The following is a 25,631-nucleotide window of genomic DNA, read 5'->3' as shown; positions in this document are numbered from 1 at the left end:
TCCCAGCATTGACGGCCATGCTAGGATGCCGAGTAAAAATATAGAAAAAAGCGTGCCGTTTTGGTAAAGTCCGCACGGTCTCTTTTGGGGATACGTATAGCACATACACAAAGCGGGGCGTTCCGAAAGGGAGTTCATTTCCTTCCGCCGCACAGATCCACGCGACGGAAGGAAGCACTGGGGATTGGACTACCGAAAGATGCAAATCGAACGACGTTCCGCGCTTGCTTCCGTGGAGGAGTCTCTCGAAGAGAGTCTCAGCGGGAGAGGCCAGCTCGTACTGGCCAGCGGAGTCATCGCCGGGGGAAAGACTCGTTTACTCGCCGAGATATCGCGGCACGCGGACGAGTCCGGAGCGCTTCTGCTGACCGCCACGGGGGTGCGGGAAGAACACGACCTCGATCTGGCCGCCATCTGTCACATGGCCGCCAACGCGCCGACGGCGGCATCGGCGCTCAGAAAAATCGTTGAACTGGCCGACGGAAACACGCCGTCCGGCCCGGGGCCCGTCCGCCCGGCCCTCGACCACCTGGTGCCGTCCGTCAGCGCCCTCCTCCTGGAGTTGGCCCGGGACACCCCGGTGGTCATCGCGGTGGACGACCTGCACTTCCTGGACCAGGCGTCCCTGCGGGTACTGCTGTACCTGCGCCGGCGGCTGGCCACCACCTCCATGCTCCTGGTCCTCAGCGAGTGGGACCGCCCGGGCCTGCCCAAGCGCCCGCTGCACGCCGACCTCACCCGGCAGCCCGACCGCAGGATCGTGCTGGAGCCGCTGTCCCGGGCCGAGGTGACCCACATCGCCGCCGGGCCCGGCGGACCGCCGATGCCCGCCGCCGATGTCTACGCGCTGACCGGTGGCAATCCACTGCTGACCCACGCGCTGGCCGCCGACCTGCGGGCCGGGCAGGCCGGCGGCGCGGCCTCCGGCAGCCGCACCGCCGCCGGCCCCCACTACCGGCAGGCCGTGCTGGACTGCGTGAGCCGCTGGGACCCGCAGCTGATGCCGGTCGCCCGCGCGATCGCGGTGCTGGACGAACACGCCGGTCCGCAGCTCGCCGCCCAACTGCTCGACCTCCAGACCGAGCCCGTCACCGAGGCGCTGTGGAACCTGACGGCGGCCGGGCTCCTGACCCACCACCGGTTCCGCCACCGCGAGATGGCCACGGCCGTCCTGGAGAGCCTGCCCCCCGAGGACGCGTCCCGACTGCACACGCACGCCGCCGAGCTGCTGTACGAGCAGGGCGCCGAGACGCTCGACGTGGCGCGGCACGTCATCGCCAGCGGCCGGGTACCGGGCCGGTGGGCTCTGCGCACCCTGCGGCACGCCGCCGATCACGCGCTCGCCGCCGGCGACTCCGAACTCGCCGTGCGCTGCCTGGAACTCGCCATGCGCAACTGCGAGGACGAACGGGAGCGCAGGTGCTACCGCATGGCCCTGATCCAGGTGGCATGGCGGGTCAACCCCTCGGCGGCGGCACGGCACCTGACGCCCCTCCAAAACGCCCTGCGGGCCGGGGAACTCGCGCCCCGCGACGCGGTGCCGTTGATACGGCATCTCCTGTGGCAGGGCGACCGGCACACGGCGCTCCAGCCCATGCAGGCGATCAGCCGCGCCACGAGCCCCGCCGACGCCCGGGCCGTCGCCGAACTCAAACTCTCCTTCGACCTGATCTACGGCAGCCGTCCCACCGACCCGCTCCACCCGGCGGGCGACGCGCCGAGCCCGTCCTCCTCCGGCGACCAGTGGACCCGGGCCCTGACGGCGATCGAACCCCTGTGGCCCCAAGGCGCCACCGAGGAGACGATCCGCAGCGCCGAGTACATCCTCCAGGGCCCCCTGGAGGACACCCTGCCGGAGGCCGGTGCGGTGGCGCTGCTCACCCTGTGCAGCGCCGACCAGCACAAGCGGGCCGCTTTCTGGAGCACTTCGCTGTACGAGGAGGCGGTGCGCCGGGGAGCCACCACCTGGCAGGCGATCATCGGGTGTGTGCGTGCTTCGCTGGCGTTGCAGCGCGGCGACCTGGTGGCCGCCGAGGCACAGGCGTCCGCCGCGCTCGACATGCTCTCGCCGCAGAGCTGGGGCGTCCTCATCGGCTTCCCGCTGACCCATCTCCTGCTGGCCAACACCGGTATGGGACGCCACGACGTCGCGGCCGGGTTCCTGGAGCGCGTGGTGCCGGAGGAGATGCACGACACCGTGTTCGGGCTCGTCTACCTGCACGCGCGCGGCCACTACCACCTCGCCGTGGGTCTCCCGCTGGCCGCCGCCAGCGACTTCGAGCAGTGCGGCGTACTGGCGAAGGCACGCAACATCGACAATCCCTCGCTCGCTCCCTGGCGCAACGACCTGGCCCAGGCCCTGTTGCGGCAGGGGCAGCGCAAGAAGGCGCGCAGACTGATCGAGGAGCAGCTGCGTCACCCCGGGGGCCGGCTGCAGCCCCGCACCCGCGGCGTCTCGCTGCGCCTGCTGGCGGCCGTGGGCAGCCCGGCCGAGCGGGTGCCGCACCTGACGGAGTCGATCGCGCTCCTGGAAGCAGCCGACGCCCGCCTGGAACTGGCCCGCGCGCTCGCCGACCTCAGCCAGGCCCATCGCGAGATGGGGGACCTCAGCCAGGCGCGTCTGCTGGCCCGGCGAGCGGACCAGGAGGCCAAGGCGTGCCATGCCGAGGTGCTGCCCACGCTGCACACGACGGCGGTGCCGGAGCGGTCCCACACCAGGCCCGCGGACCAGCAGGACGGGAACTCGATGACGGCGCTCAGCGACGCGGAGCGCAAGGTCGCCATGCTCGCCGCGCTCGGTCACACCAACCGGGAGATCGGGCACCGGCTCTTCATCACCATCAGCACGGTGGAGCAGCACCTCACCCGGATCTACCGCAAGCTCAAGGTGCGCAAGCGCACCGATCTGCTGGCGAAAATTCCCCAGCCCTATCTCTCCGAAAACAGCGATGTCCTTGACTCGCCGCCCGCCCTCGGCGAACGCGGGCGGTTGCACGCGAGTTCGAGCCACTGACGAGAAATACTGCTGAAAAAGAAGGGTGAAGCGTTTTACCAGGACTCTGCAGAGGCCTGGTAAAACGCTTCACGTCTGGGCCCGTCAGCCGAAGGAGATGGGCGTGGTCGGGCCGGCCGCGCCGTCGGCCGTGGTGTTGAAGAAGCACCCGCCGTCGACCGTGGCACAGTCGACGGCGTGGGTCTCCCCGGTGGCCAGGTCGGTGCCCTGGAAGGTGGCGCGCGCGAAGGAGTCGCCGGAGGCGGCACCGTTCGCGTCGGTCGTGAGCACCAGGGCGTCCGGGACGTTGCAGGCCACGACGCCGTCGGCGAGGACGGCGCACTCCGCGGCGTAGACGGTGGTCGACGGCGCGAACCCGGTGATCTGGACCGCCACGGTGTCGCCGTCCGAGAGCCCGGTCGCCGGCGACACACTCACCGCGGGCGCGGCGCTCGGCGCGGCGACCGCGGCCGACGATCCGCCGATCACCAGGGCGGCACCCGCAGCCGCGGCGGCGAGGGCGTGGACCGTACGGCGCCGCTTCATGGAGGAAAGCACGTCTACCTCATTCTGTGGGGAAAATGGGAGATCGGAATGACGCGATTCATCATTCCGATATGCAGACTAAATACGTGCCGCCACGACTGTCAACGCACCCTCTGCCGTAAAGTAAATGTACGGGGCATTTACTTTTACCCCACCCCTGTTCTGCTTTTTGGCGCATTCTCGACTGCCGCTACTCGTCGAACTCCCTGTCGAGAATGTCGAAGATCTCCTCCGCCGTCGCCCCGTCCAGGTGCCGTTCCGGTTCGGCGGCGGAAGCCGCGTCCCGCGGCGGCCGGGCCCAGGCCGCGGCGATCACGGCCAGTCGTTCCGCGATCTTCTCGCGCGTCACGTCGTCCGGAACATCACCCGCCGCGAGCACGGACTCCAGCCGGTCGAGCGCCCCCTCGATCCCGTCCGTGCCCTCGCCCGCGGCGGGCTCCGGCCGGCCGGATCCGGTCAGGTCGCCCAACGCGTCGTGGAGGTGCTTCGCCACCGCCATCGGGGTGGGAAGGTCGAAGACCAGCGTCGCGGGCAGTCTCAGGCCGGCGTGCGCGCCCAGGCGGTTGCGGAGTTCGACCGCCATCAGCGAGTCGAGTCCCTGGTCGAGGAAGCCCCGCTCGGCCCCCACCTGTCCCGGCCCCTCCAGGCCGAGCACCATGGCCGTCTCCGTCCGCACGAGACGCAGCAGGGTCCGTCGGCGTTCCTCCTCCGTGAGGCCGCCGAGCGCCTTCCGCCACCGGCCGTCGGACCCGCCGGCGTCCGGGGAGTCCGGGGAGCCGGCACCGGACGCCCCCGCGGCGGGCGCGGGCGGCACCAGGCCACGCAGCAGGGGCTGCACGAAGGACCCCGGGGCGGACAGTGCGGCCAGGTCCAGCGCCGCGGGCACCAGGTGCGGCTCCCCGGTGGCGAGGGCCGTGTCGAAGAGAGCCAGGCCCTCCTCCCGGGACAGCCCGCCCACGCCGGAGCGGTTCATCCGCTCCACGTCGGCACCGGCCAGCCGTCCGCCCATGCCGGAGCCCTCCCACAGGCCCCAGGCCAGCGACACCGCGGGCAGCCCGAGGGCGGAGCGGCTCCGGGCCAGCGCGTCCAGGAAGGCGTTGGCCGCCGCGTAGTTCGCCTGCCCGGCCGCGCCCGTGACGCCCGCGACGGACGAGAACAGGACGAACGAGGTGAGGTTCGCGTCCCGCGTCAGCTCGTGCAGGTTCCAGGCGGCGTCCACCTTGGGACGCGCCACGGTGTCCATGCGGCCCGCGTCCAGCGCCGTGAGAACGCCGTCGTCGAGGACGCCCGCGGTGTGCACGACGGCCGTCAGGGGATGCGCGTCCGGTATCGCGGCCAGCAGGCGGCGCAGCGCCTCCCGGTCGGCCGCGTCGCACCGCTCCACCGTCACCTCGGCGCCGGCCCGGCGCAGTTCCGCCACCAGTTCGGCGGCGCCGGGGGCGTCGGCGCCCCGCCGTCCCGCCAGCAGCAGACGGCGCGCGCCGTGCTCCCGTACGAGATGACCGGCGACCAGACCGCCCAGGACGCCCGTGCCGCCCGTGATCAGTACGGTGCCGTCGGGCTCCGGTGCCCGGAACACGCCGCGCGCGCCCGGGGCCGCGGCGAGCCGCGGCACGAGCACCGTGCCGCGGCGTACGGCGAGTTCGCTCTCCCCGGCGGCGAGCGCGTCGAGCACCGCCGTACCGTGCGGTGTCCCGTCCGTCAGGTCCAGCAGGGCGAACCGTCCGGGCTCCTCCAGCAGCGCGCTGCGTATCAGGCCCCAGGCCGGTGCCTGGGCCGGCTCGGGCACCGGTTCCCCCGGCGACGCGGCGACCGCGCCCGCCGTGACCACGGTGAGCCGCGCATCGGCGAATCTCTCGTCGGCCGACCAGGCCTGCGCCAGCGCCAGCGTCTCCCGGGAGACCCGGCGGGCGGCCTCGGGGACCGGCTCACCGGTCACCGCGGGGCACGCGGCGAACACCACGCCCGGGACCGGGGCTCCGGCGTCCACGGCGTCGCCCAGCGCACCGAGGTCCGGGTACCTCGCCACCTCGGCCCCGCCGGACCGCAGCGCCGCCGCGAGATCCGGCCGGCCCCCGCCCTCGGTGCCGAGCACCGCGACACGGCGCACCCGCGCGCCCGCCGGGCCCACGGGCCGCGCCGGGATCCAGTCGACGCGGAACAGCGCCCCGTTCCCCGCACCGGCGCCCGTGTGCGGCCGCAGGACCAGGCCCCCGACCGAGCCGACGGGGACGCCCGCCGGGTCGGCGAGGTCCAGCGCCACCGCCCCGCCCTCCCCCGGCACGATCCGGACGCGCAGGCCCGTGGCCCCGGGTGCGGTCACCGCGACGCGGGACCAGGCGAAGGGCACGACCGGCCGCTCGTCCTCTCCCCCGGCCAGCCCGATCGCGTGCAGCGCGGCGTCGGCCAGGGCCGGATGCACGTGGTACCGGCCCGCGTCCTGGGCCGTCCCGGTCGGCGGGGCCACCTCGGCGAAGACCTCGTCACCGCGCGTCCACACGGCCCGTAGGCCCTGGAAGGCGGGCCCGTGGCCGTAGCCGCGCGCGGCCAGGTCCGCGTACCGTCCGGCCACGTCGACCCGCGTCGCGCCGCGAGGCGGCCACACCGTCATGTCGTGGGGCTCGCCCCCGGTCGCGGGGGCGAGGACCCCGGCGGCGTGCCGGGTCCAGGGAAGTCCCGCCGCAGCGTGTTCCGGACGGGAGTGGACGCCGAGGGAGCGCCGGCCGGACGCGTCGGCCGGACCGGTGCGCACCTGGACGACCACGGCACCGTCGGGCGGCACGGTCAGCGGGGACTCCAGGGTCAGTTCCTCGACCAGTTCGCACCCCGCCTCCCGCCCCGCCCGCAGGGCCAACTCCACGAACGCGGTGCCCGGCAACAGGCACCGGCCCCCGATCACATGGTCGGCGAGCCACGGCTGCGCGCGCGACGAGAGCCGGCCGGTGAGCAGGATCTCGTCGCGGTCCGCGGTCCGCAGCACGGCGCCCAGCAGCGGGTGGTCCGCCGCTTGGACGCCCAGGCCCGCGGGGTCCCGCACGGCGTCCGGCGCTCGGTCCAGCCAGTAACGCCTGCGGCGGAACGGGTAGGTGGGCAGGTCGACGCGGCGTGCCGGACGCCCGTCGGCGGCGAGGAAGCGGTCCCAGCTCACGGCGCCGCCGTCGGTGTGCAGGCGGGCCAGCGCGGTGAGGAGGGATCGTTCCTCGTCCTCCGCTCCCGGCAGGGCGGGCACCGCGAGGGCGGCGGGGCCGTCCAGGCCGTCTTGCACCATGGCGGACAGAGCCGCGCCGGGCCCCAGTTCGAGGAACCTCGTCACGCCGCGCTCGCCCAGTGCCAGGGCGCCGGAGTGGAACCGCACCGGCTGCCGCAGGTGCCGTACCCAGTAGTCGGGCGAGGTCAGTTCGTCCGCCGAGGCGATCGCCCCGGTCAGGTCGGACATCACCGAGAGCTTCGGCGCGTTCAGGCGGACGGCCTCGACGGCCCGGCGGAAGCCGGGCAGGGCGGGCTCCATCAGCGACGAGTGGAAGGCGTGCGAGACGCGCAGCCCGGTCACGCGCCTGCCCAGCGTCCGGAAGCGGTCGGCCACCCGCAGCACCGGGCCCTCGGCGCCCGAGACGACCACGGACGCCGGACCGTTGACCGCCGCGATGCCCGCCCCTTCGGTGAGCTGAGCCGCGACCTCCTCCTCGGTGGCCGCCACCGACACCATGGCACCGCCGGCGGGCAGTTCCTGCATCAGCCGCCCGCGCGCCGCCACCAGGGCGCACGCGTCCGGCAGCGACAGCACGCCGGCCACGTGCGCGGCGGTGAGCGCGCCGACCGAGTGGCCGCCGACGAAGTGCGGTGTCACGCCAAAGGATGTCACCAGCCGGTGGAGCGACACCCCCAGGGCGAACAGCGCCGGCTGCGCCCAGGCCGTGGTGTCGAGCAGATCCGCGGCCTCCGTCCCCGGCGCGGCGAACACGACGTCGGGCAGTGGCCGGTCCAGGTGGGGCCTCAGGTGCTCGCACACCTCGTCGAAGGCCGCCGCGAACTCCGGACGGGCGTACAGTCCGCGGCCCATACCGACGCGCTGCGACCCTTGGCCGGGAAAGAGGAAGGCCGTCCTGCCGCGCTCCCGCGCGGTGCCCGTCACCAGCCCGGGACCGGCGGCCGCCTCCGGGCCGGCGGTGGCCAACCGCGTGAGTCCGGCGACGAGTTCGGCACGTTCCGCGCCGACGACGACCGCGCGGTGCTCGAACACGGACCGGGTCGTCGCGAGCGCGTGGGCGATGTCGGACGCCGACTCGTCCGGGCGGGCGTCGAGCAGCCCGAGGAGGTTCGCCGCCTGGTCCCGCAGCGCCGACGGGTCACGGGCCGACAGCAGCCAGGGCAGGGGGGCCGGGTCCGGGCGGGCGGGCGCGGACGGTGCCGGGTCCGCCGGCTGCTCGGCCGGCGCCTGCTCCAGGATGACGTGCGCGTTGGTGCCGCTGATGCCGAACGACGAGACCCCGGCCCTGCGCGGCCTTCCGGTCCGGGGCCACTCGACCGGCCCGGTCAGCAGCCGCACCCTGCCGTCCGCCCAGTCCACGTGCGGCGACGGTTCCTCGGAGTGCAGGGACCGCGGCAGCCTGCCGTGACGCAGCGCCTGCACGGTCTTGATCACGCCGGCGACACCCGCCGCGGCCTGGGTGTGCCCGATGTTGGACTTGACCGAGCCGAGGAGCAGGGGACGTTCGGCGGTGTGCCCCTTGCCGTACGCGGCGAGCAGCGCCTGGGCCTCGATGGGGTCGCCGAGCCGGGTGCCGGTGCCGTGCGCCTCGACCGCGTCCACGTCGGCCGCGGTGAGTCCGGCGCGCTCCAGGGCCTGCGCGATCACCCGCTCCTGGGACGGGCCGTTGGGGGTGGAGAAGCCGCTGCTCGCCCCGTCCTGGTTGACGGCCGCGCCGCGTACGACGGCGAGCACGGGGTGGCCCGCGCGGCGGGCGTCGGAGAGCCGCTCCACCAGCAGCACGCCCGCGCCCTCCGCGCAGCCCACCCCGTCCGCCGCCGCGGAGAACGCCTTGCAGCGGCCGTCGGAGGCGAGTCCGCGCTGTTCGCTGAAGTAGACGAACATGTCGGGCTCGGCCATGACCGTGACCCCGCCGGCCAGTGCCAGGGAGCACTCGCCGCGGCGCAGCGCCTCGACGGCCAGGTGGAGGGTGACCAGCGACGAGGAGCAGGCCGTGTCGACGGTGACCGCGGGGCCCTCCAGTCCCAGCGTGTAGGCGACCCGGCCGCTGACCAGGCTGCCGTCGCTGCTGCCCGCGCCGTAGTCGTGGTACATGACGCCGCTGTACACGCCGGTGCGGCTGCCGCGCAGGGCGGCGGGGTCCACACCGGCGCGTTCCAGCGCCTCCCAGGAGACCTCCAGGAAGAGCCGCTGCTGCGGGTCCATGGTGAGTGCCTCGCGGGGGGATATGCCGAAGAAGCCGGGGTCGAAGTCGGCCGCGTCGTACAGGAACCCGCCCTCGCGCGAGTGGGTGCGGCCGGGCGTGCCGGGTTCGGGGTGGTAGAGGCCCGTCAGGTCCCAGCCGCGGTCCTCGGGGAAGCCGGAGATGGCGTCCCGTCCGTCGTCGACGAGGGACCACAGGTCCTCGGGCGAGGTCACGCCGCCCGGGAAGCGGCAGGCCATGCCGATGATCGCGACCGGTTCGGCGGCCGCCCGCTCCGACTCGGCCTGCCGTGCGCGCAGTTCCTCGTTCTCCAGCAGGGACCGGCGCAGGGCCTCGGCGAGCCGCTCGGTGGTCGGGGTGGTGTCCATGGTTCTCCTCGTTCACCTGTCCGAACCGGTTTCGCGCCGCCGCAACGCGGTGCGCACCAGGTCCTCGACGCTCATGGCCTTGATCTCCGCGGCGGACGCGGACGGCGGCGCGTCCTCGGCCGCGGGCCCGTCGCCCGTCGGTGCGGGCTCCTGCGGTGGTGCGTCCGGCAGCATCTCCCCCAGCAGGAACGCGGCCAGTTCGAGCGGGGTGGGCCGGTCGAACATGAGCGTCGCCGACAGCCGCAGGCCGGTGGCCTCCGCGAGCCTGTTGCGCAGCTCGATGGCGGCGAGCGAGTCCAGCCCGAGATCGGTGAAGCCCTTCTCCGCGGGGACCGCCCGGGGGTCGGGGTGGCCGAGGACGGCCGCCGCGTGCTCCTGCACCAGGTCGAGGACGGCGGCGGCGCGTTCCGCGCCCGGCAGGGCTTCGAGACGGGCCCTGAGCTCCTGCGGTGAGGAGCCGGCCGGTGTGCCCTGCCCGGCGGTCGGCACGGTGCCGCCCACCAGGTCGCGGAGCAGGGCCGGCACACCGCCGGGCGCGGTGGCGGCCGCCCGGCGGTCGAGGCCGATCGGCACGAGCACCGCGGTGTCCGGCACGGTCAGCGCCGTGTCGAACAGGGCCAGACCGTCGGACGCCGTCAGCTCGCGGGTGCCGCCGCGTCCCAGCCGGTCCACGTCCAGCTGCTCTCCGGCGCCCTCCCACAGCCCCCAGGCCAGGGAGGTCGCCGGCCTGCCGTCGGCGCGCCGGTGCTCGGCGAGTGCGTCGAGGAAGACGTTGGCGGCGGCGTAGTTGCCCTGTCCGGCCGCGAGCAGGGATCCGCCCGCCGAGGAGAACAGGACGAAGGCCGACAGGTCCAGATGCCGGGTCAGCTCGTGCAGGTGCCAGGCCCCGTCCACCTTGGGCCGGGTGACCCGGTCGAGCTGTCGCGGCGTCAGGTCCTGGATCAGGGCGTTGTCCATGAGCCCGGCGGCGTGCACGACCGCCGTCAGCGGCCGGTCACCGGGGATCCCGGCCAGCAGCCGCTCCAGGGCGGCGCGGTCGGCCACGTCGCAGGCGACGACCCGGGCCGTGGCTCCCAGTGCGGCGAGGTCCGCCACGAGTTCGGCGGCGCCGGGCGCCTCGGGGCCGCGGCGGCCGGTGAGCAGCAGGTCCCCGACGCCGTACCGGGTGACCAGGTGCCGGGCGAGCAGGCCGCCCAGCTCGCCGGTGCCGCCGGTGATCAGCACGGTGCCCGGGGTGCGGAACCCGCCGTCGGTGCCGGCGCCGGGATCGCCCGCCGCGGGTGTCAGCCGCGGCACGAGGACCGCGTCGCCGCGCACGGCGGCCTCGGGCTCGTCCGAGCCGAGTGCGGCGGACAGCGCACGGGCGTCGGCACCGTCGGCGGCGTCGAGGAGCGCGAACCGGCCCGGGTGTTCGGCCTGGGCGGCGCGGACCAGCCCCCACACGGGGGCGTGCACGAGATCGCGTACGCCCTCCCCCGGTACCGCGGCCACCGCGCCCCGGGTGACCACGACCAGCCTGGCCCCCGCCCGCCGCTCGTCGGCGAGCCAGGCGCGGAGCGTCTCCAGCACCCGGCCGGTGGCCTCACGGACCCGGTCGGGCAGGGGCGCGTCGCCGGATCCGGACACGCAGGGCAGCACCACGGTGTCCGGTACGGGGTCCGGGAGCGCGGCGAGGCCGCCGTGGACCGGGCCGCCGAGCCCGAGCACGTCGGTCTCCAGGTGCGCGAGGCCGGCGCTCCGGCCGGTGCCGGTGGGCTTCAGCGGCCGCCAGCCGACGCGGAAGAGCGCGTCGGCCGGGCCGCTCAGCCGGTCCTCGGCGACGGGACGGGTCACCAGGGAGTCCACCGTGATGACGGGCCTGCCCGACGCGTCGTGGACGGTGAGCGAGGCACCCGCCCCGTCCTCGCGCAGACGGGCCCGCACGCGCAGCGCCGTGGCGCCCGCCGTCTGCCGGGACACCCCGCTCCACGCGAAGGGCACCGTGGCCTCGGTGAGCGCCGCGGGACCTCCCAGCAGGAAGTCGGTGACGCCGAGGGCGGAGTCGAGCAGGGCCGGGTGCAGACCGTAGGCGGCGGCCACCGGCCCGGCGCTCTCGGGCAGGGCGACGTCGGCGAACACCTCGTCACCGCGGCGCCACACCGACCGGATGCCCCGGAACGAGGGGCCGTAGCCGAAGCCGAGACCGGCCAGGCTCTCCTCGTAGAGGCCGCTCAGGTCCAGTGGTTCGGCGTCTTGCGGCGGCCACACCTCGGGGCCCGGCCCGCTTCCGGCACCGGCGGGCGCGAGCCGGCCCCGGGCGTGCCGGGTCCAGGGCGTGGACGCTGCGGCGTCCTGGGGCCGCGCGTACACCGTCAGGGGGCGGCCGCCCGCCTCCTCGGCGCCCACCACCACCTGGATCGCCATCGCGCCGGCGGCGGGCAGGACCAGCGGTTCCTCCTGGGTCAGTTCCTCGATCACCGGCAGGCCGGTCTCCTCGCCCGCACGCAGCGCCAGCTCCACGAAGGCCGTGCCCGGCAGCACCGGGCGGCCCATGACGGTGTGCTCGGCCAGCCACGGCTGGGTGTCGGCCGACAGCCGTCCGGTCAGCACCGCACCGCCGGTCTCCGGGGCGGGCACCACCGCGCCGAGCAGGGGGTGGCCCGCGGCTCCGAGGCCGGCCGCGGTGACGTCGCCGGGCGCCGGTGTCGCGTCCAGCCAGTATCGCTCGCGCTGGAAGGCCGCGGTGGGCAGCGCCACCCGGCGGGTGCCCCGGCCGGTGAACAGCGCGGACCAGTCGACGTCCACGCCCGCCACGTGCAGCGCGGCGAGGGCCTCGGTCAGCACGCCGGTCTCCGGCCGGCCGGTCCGCGCCGTGGGTGCGAGCACCGCGGGCGGGCCGGTCAGGCAGCCCTGGGCGAGCGCGGTCAGGACCGCGTCCGGCCCGAGCTCCACGTAGCGGGTGACGCCCAGTTCCGCCAGCCGCGCCACCCCGTCGGCGAACCGCACGGTGCCGCGGGCGTGCCGCACCCAGTAGTCGGCCGAGCCGAGTTCGCCGGGCGTCGCCTGCCGGCCGGTGACGTTGGAGATCACCGGAATGCGCGGCGCCGCGTAGGAGACGGATGCGGCGACCGCGCGGAAGTCGTCGAGCATGGCGTCCAGGCGTGCCGAGTGGAACGCGTGGGACACCCGGAGCCGGCGTGTCCTGCGTCCCAGGGCGGTGAACCGGTCGGCGAGTGCGCAGGCCGCGTCCTCGTCGCCGGAGACGACCACGGCGTGCGGGCCGTTGACCGCCGCCAGGTCCACGCCGTCGCCCAGCGACGGGGCGACCTCGTCCTCGCTCGCCTGCAGGGCGACCATGGCGCCGCCCGGGGGCAGCGCCTGCATCAGCCGTCCGCGCGCGGACACCAGGGCGCAGGCGTCGGCCAGGGAGAGGACGCCGGACACGTGGGCCGCGGCGAGTTCGCCGATGGAGTGACCGAGCAGGAAGTCCGGTGCGAGCCCCCACGACTCCAGGAGCCGGAAGAGGGCGACCTCGTGGGCGAACAGGGCGCTCTGGGTGTAGGCGGTGCGGTCGAGCAGTTCGGCGTCCGGGGAGGTCGCCTCGGCGAACATCACGTCCCGCAGGGGCCGGTCGAGCGCCGGGTCCAGGCGGGCGCAGGCGTCGTCCAGGGCCTTGGCGAAGACCGGGAACAGCGCGTACAGCTCCCGGCCCATGCCGGGCCGCTGGGCGCCCTGGCCGGAGAAGAGGTACGCGGTCGCGCCCGTCGCCGACCGGGCGGTGACGCCCTGCCGCACCTGGGGCGTGGCGGTGCCGGTGGCGATCGCCGACAGCGCCTCGCGCACGGTCGCGTACCCGGTGCCGGTCAGGGCCACCGCCCGGTGGTCGAGCGTGGCGCGGGTCGTGACCAGGGAGTGGGCGACGTCCGCCGCGAGCCCCGGTCCGCCGGTGTCCGCGGCCGCGGGCTCCTCGGCGTCGAGCCGGGCGAGCAACCGGGCCGCCTGGTCGCGCAGCGCGGGCGCGGTGTGCCCGGACAGGACCAGGGGCAGGACCGGCAGCGCCGGCAGCCCCGGCAGCGCGGTCTGCGCGGCGGACCGCCGCTCCGGCGGCTCGGGGGACGCCTCTTCCACGACGACGTGCGCGTTGGTGCCGCTGATGCCGAAGGAGGAGATTCCGGCCCTGCGGGGCCGTCCGGCGGGTTCCCAGGGCTGGGCCTCGGTCAGCAGGCGCAGGTTCCCCGCCGACCAGTCCACGTGCGGTGAGGGGGCGTCGGTGTGCAGGGTCTTGGGCAGCAGGCCGTGCCGCAGGGCGAGCACCGTCTTGATGACGCCGGCGATGCCGCCCGCGGCCTGCGCGTGTCCGATGTTGGACTTGACGGAGCCGACGAACACCGGGCGGTCCTCCGGCCGGTTCTGGCCGTACGTGGCGAGCAGCGCCTGGGCCTCGATGGGGTCGCCGAGCCGGGTGCCGGAGCCGTGCGCCTCCACCGCGTCCACGTCGGCCGGGGTGAGTCCGGCGGTGGCCAGGGCTCGGTGGATCACCCGCTCCTGGGAGGGGCCGTTGGGCGCCGTCATGCCGTTGGACGCGCCGTCCTGGTTGACGGCGCTGCCGCGGATGACGGCCAGGACCTCGTGGCCGTTGCGGCGGGCGTCGGAGAGACGTTCCACGAGGACCAGGCCCACGCCCTCGGCCCAGCCGACGCCGTCGGCCGCGGCGGCGAAGGACTTGGAGCGTCCGTCGGGCGCGAGCACGCCCTGGCGGCTGGAGTCGACGAAGAGGTCCGTGGTCGACAGTACGGTCACGCCGCCCGCCAGGGCCATGGCGCACTCGCCCTCCCGCACCGCCTGCACCGCCAGGTGCAGGGCCACCAGTGAGGAGGAGCACGCCGTGTCCACGGTCAGCGAGGGCCCTTCGAGGCCCAGCAGGTAGGAGATGCGGCCGGACACGACGCTGCCCGAGCTGCCGTTGGCGAGATAGCCCTCGACCTCGGCGGACACCTCGCCGAGCCGGGCGGCGTAGTCGTCCCACATGCATCCGGCGAACACTCCGGTGGGGGTGCCGCGCATGCTGCTCGGGTCGATCCCGGCCCGCTCGAAGGTCTCCCAGGCCACTTCGAGCAGCAGCCGCTGCTGCGGGTCCATGGCCAGCGCCTCGCGGGGGCTGATGCCGAAGAAGCCCGGGTCGAAGTCGGCGGCGTCGTGCAGGAATCCGCCCTCGCGGGCGTAGGTCCTGCCCCGGATGCCGCGCCGCGGGTCGTAGACGCCGTCGATGTCCCAGCCCCGGTCGGTGGGGAAGCCGGTGACGGCGTCGGTTCCGTCGAGCAGCAGCCGCCACAGGTCCTCCGGCGAGTGCACGCCGCCGGGGTACCGGCAGCTCATGCCGACGATGGCGATGGGTTCGTCGCGTGCGGCGGTCACCGTCCGGCCGGGCTGCACCGCCGCCGGCGCGGCGCCGACGAGCCGGGACTTCAGCAGATCGGCGACGGCCCGGGAGTTGGGGTGGTCGAAGACGAGCGTCGCGGGCAGCGGCACACCGGTGGCGGAACCGAGGAGGTTGCGCAGCTCCACGGCGGCCAGGGAGTCGAAGCCGAGTTCCTTGAAGGCACGTCCGGGGTCGATCGCCTCCGCTCCTTCGTGGCCGAGCACGGACGCGACCTGCGTGTGGACGATCTCCAGCAGCACCCGGTCGGCCTCGGCCTCGGAGAGCCCGGACAGGCGCCCGGCCAGTGCCGAGTCGGCCGCGGCGGGCCGCGGCGCGGCCGCCGGACGCGGCGCCGGGGCCGGTGCGAGCCCCCGCAGCAGAGCGGGCAGCGGGCCTCTGCGCCGCCCCAGCGCCTGCGGGTCCAGACGGGCCGGTACGGTCACCGGGGCGTCCGCGCGGCTGGCCCGGTCGTACAGGGCGAGGCCCTCCTCGCGGGTGAGCGCCGGGGTGCCGAGGCGGGCCATGCGGCGCAGGTCGCCGTCCTCGAGGTCGCCGCCCAGTCCGGTGTTCTCGCTCCACAGGCCGAACGCCATGGAGGTGGCGGGCAGTCCGAGGGCGGCGCGGTGCCCGGCCAGTGCGTCCAGGAACGTGTTCGCCGCCGCGTAGTTGGCCTGCCCCGCCGCGAGGAACATGCCTCCGGCGGAGGAGAACAGGACGAAGTCCGCGAGGCCGAGGTCCGCGGTCAGTTCGTGCAGGTGCCAGGCCGCCTCCGCCTTGGGCCGCAGCACCGACGCGAGACGGCCGGGAGTCATCGACCCGATCAGTCCGCTGTCGGCGCCCGCGGCGGCGTGCACGACCGCGGTCAGCGGATGCTCGGCGGGAATGCCGGCCAGGAGCGCGGCCAGGGCGTCGCGGTCGGTGACGTCGCAGGCGGCGACCCGGACCGAGGCGCCGAGCCCGGTGAGTTCGGTGACCAGCCCGGCGGCGCCCGGCGCCGCGGAGCCGCGCCGGCTGACCAGCAGCAGGTGCTGCACCCCCCGGGTGCGGACCAGGTGTCCGGCGAGGATCGCGCCGAGGCCGCCGGTGCCGCCGGTGATCAGGACGGTGCCCTCGGGGTCGGGGCGCGGCCCCGTGCCCGGGCCGGGGTCCGGGAGTTCCGTGAGCCTGGGGAGGTAGGCGGTTCCGGTCCGCAGAGCGATCTCCGGCTCGCCCGAGGCCAGGGCCGCGGACAGGGCGTGGGTGCTCGGGGCGGTGCCGTCGAGGTCCACGAGGCCGAAGCGGCCCGGGTGTTCCTCGGCCGCCGCCCGTACGAGGCCCCACACGGGGGCCGCCGCCAGTCCCGCGGGGCCGGCGTCGGGCTCGGTGCCGAGGCGGACGGCGCCCCGGGTGGCCAGCACCAGCCGGGCGGTGGCGAACCGGCTCTCGGCCAGCCACGCCTGCAGGAGCTGGAGTGCCTCCTCGGTGACCGGGCGCAGCAGGCCCGGCAGGTCGCCGTCCGCGTCCCGCCCGCCGGGACCCGGGGCCGGGGCGCAGTAGGCCAGGACGGTCTCCGGTACGGGCCGTCCGGCCTCGACGGCGGCCCGCAGTGCCGCGAGGTCGGGGTAGGCGGCGTCCGCGTCCGGCGGCTGCGGGCCGTCGCCGAGGACGGCCCAGCGGTGGTCGGCGCCCGGTGCCCCGCCGGTGGGCGCCGGCTGCCAGGTGACGCCGTACAGCGGGAGCCCGGCGCCGGCGTCGTCGAAGGTGTCGGGTGCGACCGGCCGGGAGACCAGGGAGCCGACCGTGGCCACGGGCCGGCCGGTGGGGTCGGCGACGTCCATGGCCGACAGTTCACCGCCGTCGAGGCGCTGGATGCGTACCCGCAGCGCCGAAGCGCCCCGGGTGTGCAGCGTGACGTCGTTCCACACGAACGGCATGAGGGTGGCGTCCTCGCCGTCCCCCTGTCCGAGCAGGTCGCCGAGCAGGTCGGCGTGCATGGCGGCGTCGAGCAGCGCCGGGTGCAGTCCGAAGGCCGTCGCGTCGCGGGCCGCCTCCGCGGCGAGCGCCACCTCGGCGAAGACCTCGTCGCCGCGCCGCCAGGCGGCGCGCAGTGCCTGGAAGGCGGGGCCGTAGCCGTAGCCGCGGCGCAGGAGGCGGTCGTAGGCGTCGGTGACCGGCACGGGTTCGGCCCCGGCGGGCGGCCACTGCGCCGGGTCGCCGTCCGGTTCCGTCTCCGGTGCGGGCGTCAGCGTGCCCAGCGCGTGCCGGGTCCACGGGTCCTGCTCTGCGGCCGCCTCGTCCCGGGAGTGCACGGACACCGGGCGGTGGCCGTTCGTCTCGGGGCCCACCACGACCTGCACCGCCACACCGCCCCGATCGGGCACGACCAACGGCGACTGCAGGGTCAGTTCCTCGATGCGCGGGCAGCCGACCTGGTCACCGGCGCGCAGCACCAGTTCTACGTAGGCCGTGCCGGGCAGCGTCGTCCGGCCCAGGACCCGGTGGTCGCCGAGCCAGGGCTGTGCCTGCGCCGACAGTCTGCCGGTGAGCGTCACGCCACCGGTGTCGGGGGCGCTGATCACCGCGCCGAGCAGGGGGTGCGCCGCCGCCGTCTGTCCGGCGCCCGCGCCGTCCGCCGAGGCGGCGGGGGCGGCGTCGAGCCAGAAGCGCCTGTGCTGGAAGGCGTGGGTGGGCAGCTCCACCCGCCGCGTGTCCGTGGTGCCGGACAGGGCGGCGAAGAAGGCGGTCCAGTCCACGGCGCGACCGCGTGCGTGCAGCCGCGCCACGGCGGCCACCAGCCCGGTGACGCCCGTGCCGCCCCTGCGGGTCAGGGGCGTGAACACCGCGGTCCCGTCGTCGGGCAGGCATCCCGTGCCGAGCGCCGACAGGGCGCTGTCGGGCCCGAGTTCCACGAAGTGGGTGACGCCTTCCCCGGCGAGTGTCCGCACGCCGTCGTGGAAGCGCACCGTCTCCCGGACGTGCCGGACCCAGTAGTCGGGCGAGTCGAGCTCCCCGGCCGCGGCCAGGGCCCCGGACACGTTCGACACGACCGGGATCCGCGGCGGACGGAAGTCCAGGGTGGCGGCGACGCGGGCGAACTCGTCGAGCATCGGCTCCATGCGGGCCGAGTGGAAGGCGTGGCTCACCCGCAGGTGCCTGGCCGTGCCGCCGCGGGCGGTGACGGTGGCGCACACGGCGAGCACGGCGTCCTCGTCGCCGGAGACGACCACGGACTCGGGTCCGTTGACCGCCGCGACGGCGATGGTCCCGCCGTGCTCCGCGAGCAGCGCCGCGGCCGTCTCCTCGCTCACCCCGAGGGCGGCCATGGTCCCGCCGGCCGGCAGGTCCCCCATCAGCCGGGCTCGGGCGGCGACCAGCTCGCAGGCGTGGTCGAGCGACAGGACACCGGCCACGTGGGCGGCGGCGAGTTCGCCGACGGAGTGCCCCGCGACGAAGTCGGGGGTGAGACCCCACGACTGCAGCAGCCGGAACTGTGCGACGCCGAGGGCGAAGAGGGCGGGCTGTGCGTGAGCGGTGCCGTTCAGCAGCGCCTCGTCGGTGCCGAACACCACCTCGCGCAGCGGGGTGCCGAGGGCGTCCTCCAGTCGGGCGCAGACGGCGTCGAACGTCTCGGCGAACACGGGGAAGGTGTCGTACAGGTCCTTCCCCATGCCGCACGCCTGCGAGCCCTGGCCGGAGAAGAGGAAGGCGACGGCCCCGTCGTCCTTCACGTCCTGCGTGCCCGCTCCCGGCACCGGCCGCCCGGCGGCCAGGGCGTCGAGACCGTCCAGCAGCCCTTCCAGGTCGTCGGCGAGCACCACGGCGCGCCGCTCCAGGGCGGCCCGGGTGGTGGCCGCGGCGTGCGCCACGTCGAGCAGGCCGGGGCCGGGGTGCTCCCGCAGGTGGGCCCCCAGCCGCGCCGCCTGGGCGCGGAGTGCGGGTCCGGTGCGCGCGGACACCACGACGGGGACGGGGCCGGGCAGCGCCCGCCGCGGCTCGCGCGGGGCGCGGTCGCCGGGCCCGGCGGTCCCCAGGGCCGCCTCGGGCGACTCCTCCACGATCACGTGGGCGTTGGTCCCGCTGATGCCGAAGGCGGAGACGGCGGCGCGCCGGGGGCGCCCCGGGTCCTCCCAGTCCCGTGCCTGTGCCAGCAGGGCGACGGTCCCCGCCGACCAGTCGACCTGCGGCGAGGGCCGGTCGACGTGCAGGGTGCGGGGCAGCCGGGCGTGCCGCAGCGCCATCACCGTCTTGATGAGTCCGGCCACGCCGGCGGCCGCCTGGGTGTGTCCGAGGTTGGACTTGACGGAGCCGAGCCAGAGCGGCCGGTCCGCGCTCCGGTGCCTGCCGTACGCGGCGATCAGCGCCTGTGCCTCGATGGGGTCGCCCAGGGTGGTGCCCGTGCCGTGTCCCTCCACGGCGTCGACGTCGGCCGGGGTGAGTCCGGCACCGGCCAGTGCCTGACCGATCAGCCGCTGCTGGGCGAGGCCGTTGGGCGCGGTGAGGCCGTTGCTCGCCCCGTCGTGGTTGACGGCGGAGCCGCGGACCACGGCGAGGACGCGGTGGCCGAGCCTGCGGGCGTCGGACAGCCGCTCCACGAGCACCATGCCGACGCCCTCGCCCCAGCCGGTGCCGTCGGCGGCGGCGGCGAAGGACTTGCAGCGGCCGTCGGCGGCCAGACCGCGCTGCCGGCTGAAGTCGACGAAGGTGTCGGGCGTGGACATCACGGTGACACCGCCCGCGAGGGCGAGTTCGCACTCGCCGCGGCGCAGGGCCTGGATGGCGGAGTGCAGGGCGACGAGCGACGACGAGCACGCGGTGTCGACGGTCATCACGGGGCCTTCGAGGCCCAGCGCGTAGGCGACCCGGCCCGAGACCACGCTGGCAAGGCTGCCGTTGCCGAGATAGCCGGCGCTGTCCTCGGGGACGCGGTTGCCCAGCCGGGCGGCCCAGTCGTGGTACATCACGCCCGCGAACACCCCGGTGCGGCTGCCGCGCAGCGACAGCGGATCGATCCCGGCACGCTCCAGCGCTTCCCAGGAGGTCTCCAGCAGCAGCCGCTGCTGGGGGTCCATGGCCGCGGCCTCGCGGGGGCTGATCTCGAAGAAGTCGGCGTCGAACTCCGCGGCGTCGTAGAGGAATCCGCCCTCGCGCGTGTAGCTCTTGCCGGGGGTGCCGGGCTCGGGGTCGTAGATGCCCCCGGTGTCCCAGCCGCGGTCGTCCGGGAAGGCGGAGACGGCGTCGGTGCCCGTGTCCACGAGCCGCCACAGGTCCTCCGGGGAGGTGACGCCGCCGGGGAACCGACAGCTCATGCCGACGATCGCGACCGGCTCGTCCACGGAGGCCGGGCCGCCGGCCCGGGCGGGCGCGGGAGAGGGCTCGGGGGCGGGCCCGGGCACGCTCGTGGCGGCCAGCAGGTGGGCGGCGAGCGCCCTGGGAGTGGGGTGGTCGAAGACGAGGGTCGAGGGCAGCCTCAGCCCGGTCGCGCGGTTGAGCAGATTGCGCAGCTCCACAGCGGCCAGCGAGTCGAAGCCGAGTTGGTCGAAGGCGCGGTCGGGCCCGATGTCCGTGGCGCCGTCGTGGCCGAGGACGGTGGCGGCGTGGCCGCGCACCAGCGCGAGCGCCGCGCGGGCGCGGTCGGCCTCCGGGAGTGCGTCGAACCGCACCCGGTCCGCGTCCGCCGCGACCGCGGCGGCGGGGCTGCGTCGTACGGGGACGAGGCCGCTCAGCAGGGCGGGAACGCCGTCGGGGCGGGCCCGCAGAGCGGCGTTGTCCACCCGCAGCGGCGCCAGGTGGGCCTCCCCGGTGCTCAGCGCGAGGTCGAACAGGGCGAGGTTCTGGGCGGGCGACAGCGGTGCGAGGCCCTGGCGGCCGACGCGGCGTGCCGCGGCCCCGTCCAGCGTCGCGCCCATGCCCGTGGTGCCGCTCCACAGTCCCCAGGCCAGGGAGAGGGCGGGCAGCCCAGAGGCGCGGCGCTGCCGGGCGAGTGCGTCGAGCGAGGCGTTCGCCGCGGCGTAGTTGCCCTGCCCGGCGCCGTCGACGAGCGCTGCGGCGGAGGAGAAGAGGACGAAGGAGGCCAGCTCCAGGTCGCGGGTGAGTTCGTGCAGGTACCGGGCCGCGTCCGCCTTGGGCGCCCGTACGGCGGCCATGCGTTGCGGGGTCAGGTCGCCGGTCAGGGCGTCGTCGAGGATCCCGGCCGTGTGCACGACGGAGGTGAGCGGGTGCTCCTCGGGAATGTCGGCCAGGAGACGGGCGAGCGCCGCGCGGTCGGTGACGTCGCAGGCGGCGATGCGCACCTCCGCGCCGAGCGCCGTGAGCTGTGAGGCGAGCTCTTCCGCGCCGGGGGCGTCGGGGCCGCGGCGCCCCACCAGCAGCAGGTGCCGTACGCCGTGCCGCTCGACGAGGTGGCGGGCCAGGAGACCGCCGAGGGCGCCGGTGCCGCCGGTGACGAGGACGGTGCCCGACGGTGCGAAGGGCGCCGGGGCGGGCGTCGTCCGCCGGGGAGCCAACCGGGCGAGGCGCGGCGCGCACGGTACGCCGGCGCGCACGGTCACCTCCGGTTCGCCGGAGGCGAGGACGGTGCCGAGCACGGCGTCGAGGGCCGCCGCGTCGGCGGGCCCCTCCAGGTCGAGCAGCAGGTGGCGGCCGGGCTGTTCGGCCTGCGCGGCACGCACCAGGCCGCTGACCGCCGCCTGTTCGGTGTCGGTGTCGGCGTGCTCGGTGACGACGACGAGCCGGGAGTCCGCGGTGCGGTCGTCGGCCGCCCAGGCCGTCAGGGCGCCGAGGACGTCACCGCCGGGGCGCAGGACCACGGTCGCGGGGACCGGTCCGGTGCCGGGGAGTTCGGTGTGGTCGGTCCACGGGGCCGGCGTCGCCGGGTGCCCGTCGAGCGGCACCCGGTCGATCCGGTACAGGGCGCCGCCGGGCGAGGGGGCGAGCGCGTCCGCGGTGACGGGCCGGGTGCGGTAGCCCCCGACGGAGGCCACCGGGCGGCCGTCCGGGGTGGTCAGGCGGAGCGCGACGCCGTCGGGCCCGGCCGGGGAGATCCGGACCCGCAGTTCGGCGGCACCCGTCGCGTGCAGGGTGTATGCCGTCCACGCGAAGGGCAGGCGCGGCCCGCCCCCGGCCGCGTCGCCGCCCGCCGCGTCTGCGGCGAGGTCGGTCAGATGCAGGGCCGCGTCGAGGAGGGCGGGGTGCAGACCGAAGGACGCGGCGGCCGGCGCCAGGCCGGCGGGCAGGGCGACGTCGGCGAGCACCTCCTCGCCGTGCCGCCACGCCGCGCGCACCCCCCGGAAGGCGGGGCCGTACTCGTAGCCCTCGGCGGCGAGTTCGCCGTACAGGTTCTCGACGGGCAGCGGCCGGGCGGCCGCGGGCGGCCAGGCGTCGGCGGCGGGCGCCGCCGGGCCCGCGGGGTCCTCGGCCGCGGGCGCCAGCGTCCCGCTGGCGTGCCGGTGCCAGGGGTCCTCGGGTGCCGCGTCCCCGGCGCGGGCGTACAGTTCGACCGCCCAGCGCCGCGGCGCGCCCGTCTCGCGCAGGACGACCTGGACGGCGGTGCCGCCGTGTTCGGGCAGGGCCAGCGGGCTTTCGAGGGTGAACTCCTCCACGTGCCGGCAGCCCACCCGGTCGCCCGCGCCGACGGCCAGCTCCAGCAGTGCGGTCCCGGGCAGGAGCACCGTCCCGGAGATCGCGTGGTCGGCCAGCCAGGGGTGGGAGTCGAGCGAGAGCCGGCCGGTCAGCACGGTGCCGGTGGCGTCCGCGAGCGTGAGCGCCGCGCCCAGCAGCGGGTGTCCGGGAACCTCCTGGCCCAGCCGGGCGGCGTCGGCGGCGGCGGGCGGGGTGAGCCAGTGGCGGCGGGTCTGGAAGGGGTAACCGGGCAGCTCCACGGGGGCCGCGGCGCTCCCGCGGCTCTCGAACAGGGCGGGCCAGTCGACGGACGCGCCCCGGACGTGGGCGGTGGCGAGCGCCGTCAGGAGCTGCCGCTCGTCGTCGGCGTCGCGCCGCAGCACGGAGGCGAAGGCGGCACCGTCGCCGGGTACGCAGTCGGACGCGAGCGCCGACAGAACCGCGTCGGGGCCGAGTTCCAGGTAGGTGAGCGCCCCCTGCTCCGCGAGCTCCTGGACGCCGTCGTGGAAGCGCACCGTCTCGCGGACGTGCCGCACCCAGTACTCCGGTGAGCGGAGTTCCTCGGCGGTGGCCGTCCGGCCGGTCACGTCCGACACCACGGGGATGCGGGGCGGCGCGTAGTCGACCACCTCGGCGGCCCTGCGGAACTCGTCCAGCATCGGCTCCATCAGCGCCGAGTGGAAGGCGTGGGAGACGCGCAGCGGCGTGGACCTCGCGAACTGCCCGGCGACCGCGCGCACGGCGTCCGCGGTCCCGGAGACGACGACGGACGAGGCGCCGTTGACGGCGGCCAGGGACACACCGTCGGTGAGCAGCGGCCGGATCTCGTCCTCCGTGGCGGCGACGGCGGCCATCGCCCCGCCCTCGGGCAGGGCGTCCATCAGCCGTCCGCGCGCGGCCACGAGGAAGGCCGCGTCCTCGAGGCTCATGACACCGGCGGCGTGGGCCGCCGCGAACTCGCCCACGGAGTGGCCGAGCAGCAGGTCGGGAGTGACGCCGAAGGACTCCAGCAGCCGGTACAGCGCCACTTCGACCGCGAACAGGGCGGGCTGGGCGTACGCGGTGCGGTCGAGCGCCCGCGCGTCGTCGCCGAGGACCACCTCGCGCAGCGGGCGGTCGAGCTGGAGGTCGGTGAAGGCGCACACCTCGTCGAAGGCGCGGGCGTAGACCGGGAACGCCCGGTACAGGGCGCGGCCCATGCCCAGGCGCTGCGCGCCCTGCCCCGGGAAGAGGAAGGCGAGACGGCCGGTGCCGGCCGTGCCGCGCAGCACGCCGGGCGCGGTCCGCCCGGCGGCGAGTTCGGCGAGGCCGCGCGCCGCCTCCGCGTGGTCGGCCGCGATCACCAGGGCCCGTTCCTCGTGGACGGCGCGGGTCGTCGCCAGGGCCCGTCCGAGGTCGGCGAGGGCCCCGGCGCGCTCCTCGTCCCGTTCGCCGGGCGGGCTCAGGGGCCCGTGCAGCAGGGCCGTCGCCCGGTCCCGCAGCGCCTGCTCGGTTCTGCCCGACAGCGGCAGCGGCAGCGGGGCACCCGGGCGGGCGTCCGGCGTCGGCTCCGTGGCCTGCTCGGCCGGGGCCTCCTCGACGATCACGTGGGCGTTGGTGCCGCTGACGCCGAAGGAGGAGACACCCGCCCGGCGCGGCTCGTCGCCGCTCTCCCAGGGCCGTGCCTCGGTGAGGAGTTCGACCCCGCCCAGCGACCAGTCCACGTGGGGCGTGCGCTCGTCGACGTGCAGTGTCTTCGGCAGCGTGCCGTGCCGCATGGCCATGATCATCTTGATGACACCGGCAGCCCCGGCCGCGGCCTGGGCGTGTCCGATGTTCGACTTCACCGACCCGAGCCACAGGGGGTGTTCCGCCGGGCGGTGCTGTCCGTAGGCGGCGAGCAGGGCGCGTGCCTCGATCGGGTCGCCGAGCCGGGTACCGGTGCCGTGCGCCTCCACGGCGTCGATCTGGCGGGGGTCGAGTCCGGCGTCCGCGAGGGCGGAGCGGATCACGCGTTCCTGCGCGGGTCCGCTGGGGGCCGTGAGGCCGTTGCTGGCCCCGTCGGAGTTGACCGCCGACCCGCGCAGCAGGGCCAGTACGCGGTGGCCGTTGCGCCGGGCGTCGGAGAGCCGCTCCAGGACGAGGACGCCGACGCCCTCGGCGAACCCGGTGCCGTCGGCGGACGCCGCGAAGGCCTTGCAGCGCCCGTCGGGCGCGAGGCCGCGCTGCCTGCTGAACGCGGTGAACACCCCGGGGCCGCTCATCACGGCGACACCGCCGGCCAGGGCGAGGGAGCACTCCCCCGCGCGCAGGGCGCGCCCGGCGAGGTGCAGGGCGACGAGGGAGCCCGAACAGGCGGTGTCGACGGTGAGGGTGGGGCCCTCGAGTCCGAGCGCGTAGGCGACGCGGCCCGATATGACACTGGGCGCGTTGCCGGTCAGCAGATAGCCGTCGAGGCCGGCCGGTGCCTCGTGCAGCCGGGGCCCGTACTCCTGTGCCTCGGCCCCGATGAAGACACCGGCGCGCGCGCCGCGCAGCCCGGCCGGGTCGATGCCGGCGTGCTCCAGGGCGTGCCAGGAGGTCTGCAGGATCAGCCGCTGCTGCGGGTCCGTCGCCGACGCCTCGCGCGGCCCGATGCCGAAGAAGCCCGCGTCGAACTCGGCCGCGTCCGGCAGGAATCCGCCCTTGCGCACGTAGGTGGTGCCGGGGTTGGCGGGGTCGGGGTCGTAGAGCCCTTCGAGGTCCCAGCCCCGGTCGTCGGGGAAGTCCGTCAGCACGTGTCCGGCGTCGGCCACCAGCCGCCACAGGTCGTCGGCCGAGGCCACGCCGCCCGGGTAGCGGCAGCCGATGCCGACGACGGCGACCGGGTCGTCGTCGGGGGTGCCGACGCCCTCGTGGCCGTCGTGCCCGGCGTCCGGCGCCGTCCGTCCCGGCAGCAGCAGCCCGGTGAGATGACGGGCGAGTGCGGCCGGCGTCGGGTGGTCGAAGACGAGGGTGGCGGGCAGCGCCAGACCCGTCGCGTCGCTGAGCCGGGCCTGCAGGTCGACCGCGGCCAGCGAGTCGAAGCCCAGCTCCGTGAAGGGCAGCCGCGTGTCCAGGGACCGCGGGGCGGAGGGCAGGACGGCGAGGCTGTGCTCGTGCACGAGGGAGGCGACGTGGCGCTCGCGTTCGGCGCCCGGCAGTGCCTCCAGGACGCGGACCAGTTCCACGGTCCGGGGCCGTGCCGTCCCGCCCGGTTCGCCGACCGCGTCAGAACCGAAATTCCCGGGCTCGCTCATTCGGGCTTCACTACTCCTGTCGCTTCTTCTCTTCCCGCTGTTCCCGCTGTTCCCGCCCGGCGC

General features: G+C 75.8%; 3 protein-coding genes and 1 pseudogene. 1 reads left to right on the top strand and 3 read right to left on the bottom strand.

Annotated elements, in window-relative coordinates:
• Positions 1-199 precede the first annotated feature (199 nt).
• On the top strand, positions 200-3,013 hold the full coding sequence (locus Sdi02f_RS32105) for a helix-turn-helix transcriptional regulator (RefSeq protein WP_108934466.1): 2,814 nt from the start codon (positions 200-202) through the stop codon (positions 3,011-3,013).
• 84 nt (positions 3,014-3,097) lie between these two features.
• Here Sdi02f_RS32105 and Sdi02f_RS32100 read toward each other — a convergent pair whose 3' ends face one another.
• The 3 genes and pseudogenes from Sdi02f_RS32100 to Sdi02f_RS32090 form a co-directional block, all read right to left on the bottom strand.
• Positions 3,098-3,550, bottom strand: coding sequence for an enediyne antibiotic chromoprotein (locus tag Sdi02f_RS32100; protein WP_158716770.1), 453 nt, complete (start codon positions 3,548-3,550; stop codon positions 3,098-3,100).
• Positions 3,551-3,728: 178 nt separating this feature from the next.
• Positions 3,729-9,305, bottom strand: a pseudogene (locus Sdi02f_RS32095) (type I polyketide synthase); the annotation flags it as partial.
• 24 nt (positions 9,306-9,329) lie between these two features.
• The gene (locus Sdi02f_RS32090) at positions 9,330-25,433 is read right to left on the bottom strand and encodes an SDR family NAD(P)-dependent oxidoreductase (RefSeq protein ID WP_438363753.1); all 16,104 of its coding nucleotides are present in this window, start codon (positions 25,431-25,433) and stop codon (positions 9,330-9,332) included.
• Between the last annotated feature and the right edge of the window lie 198 nt (positions 25,434-25,631).

The sequence above is a fragment of the Streptomyces ardesiacus genome (assembly GCF_003112575.1).
In the GTDB taxonomy this organism is placed as follows: domain Bacteria; phylum Actinomycetota; class Actinomycetes; order Streptomycetales; family Streptomycetaceae; genus Streptomyces; species Streptomyces ardesiacus.
Note: the sequence above shows the minus strand (reverse complement) of the source record. Positions and strands in the feature narration are given on the sequence as shown.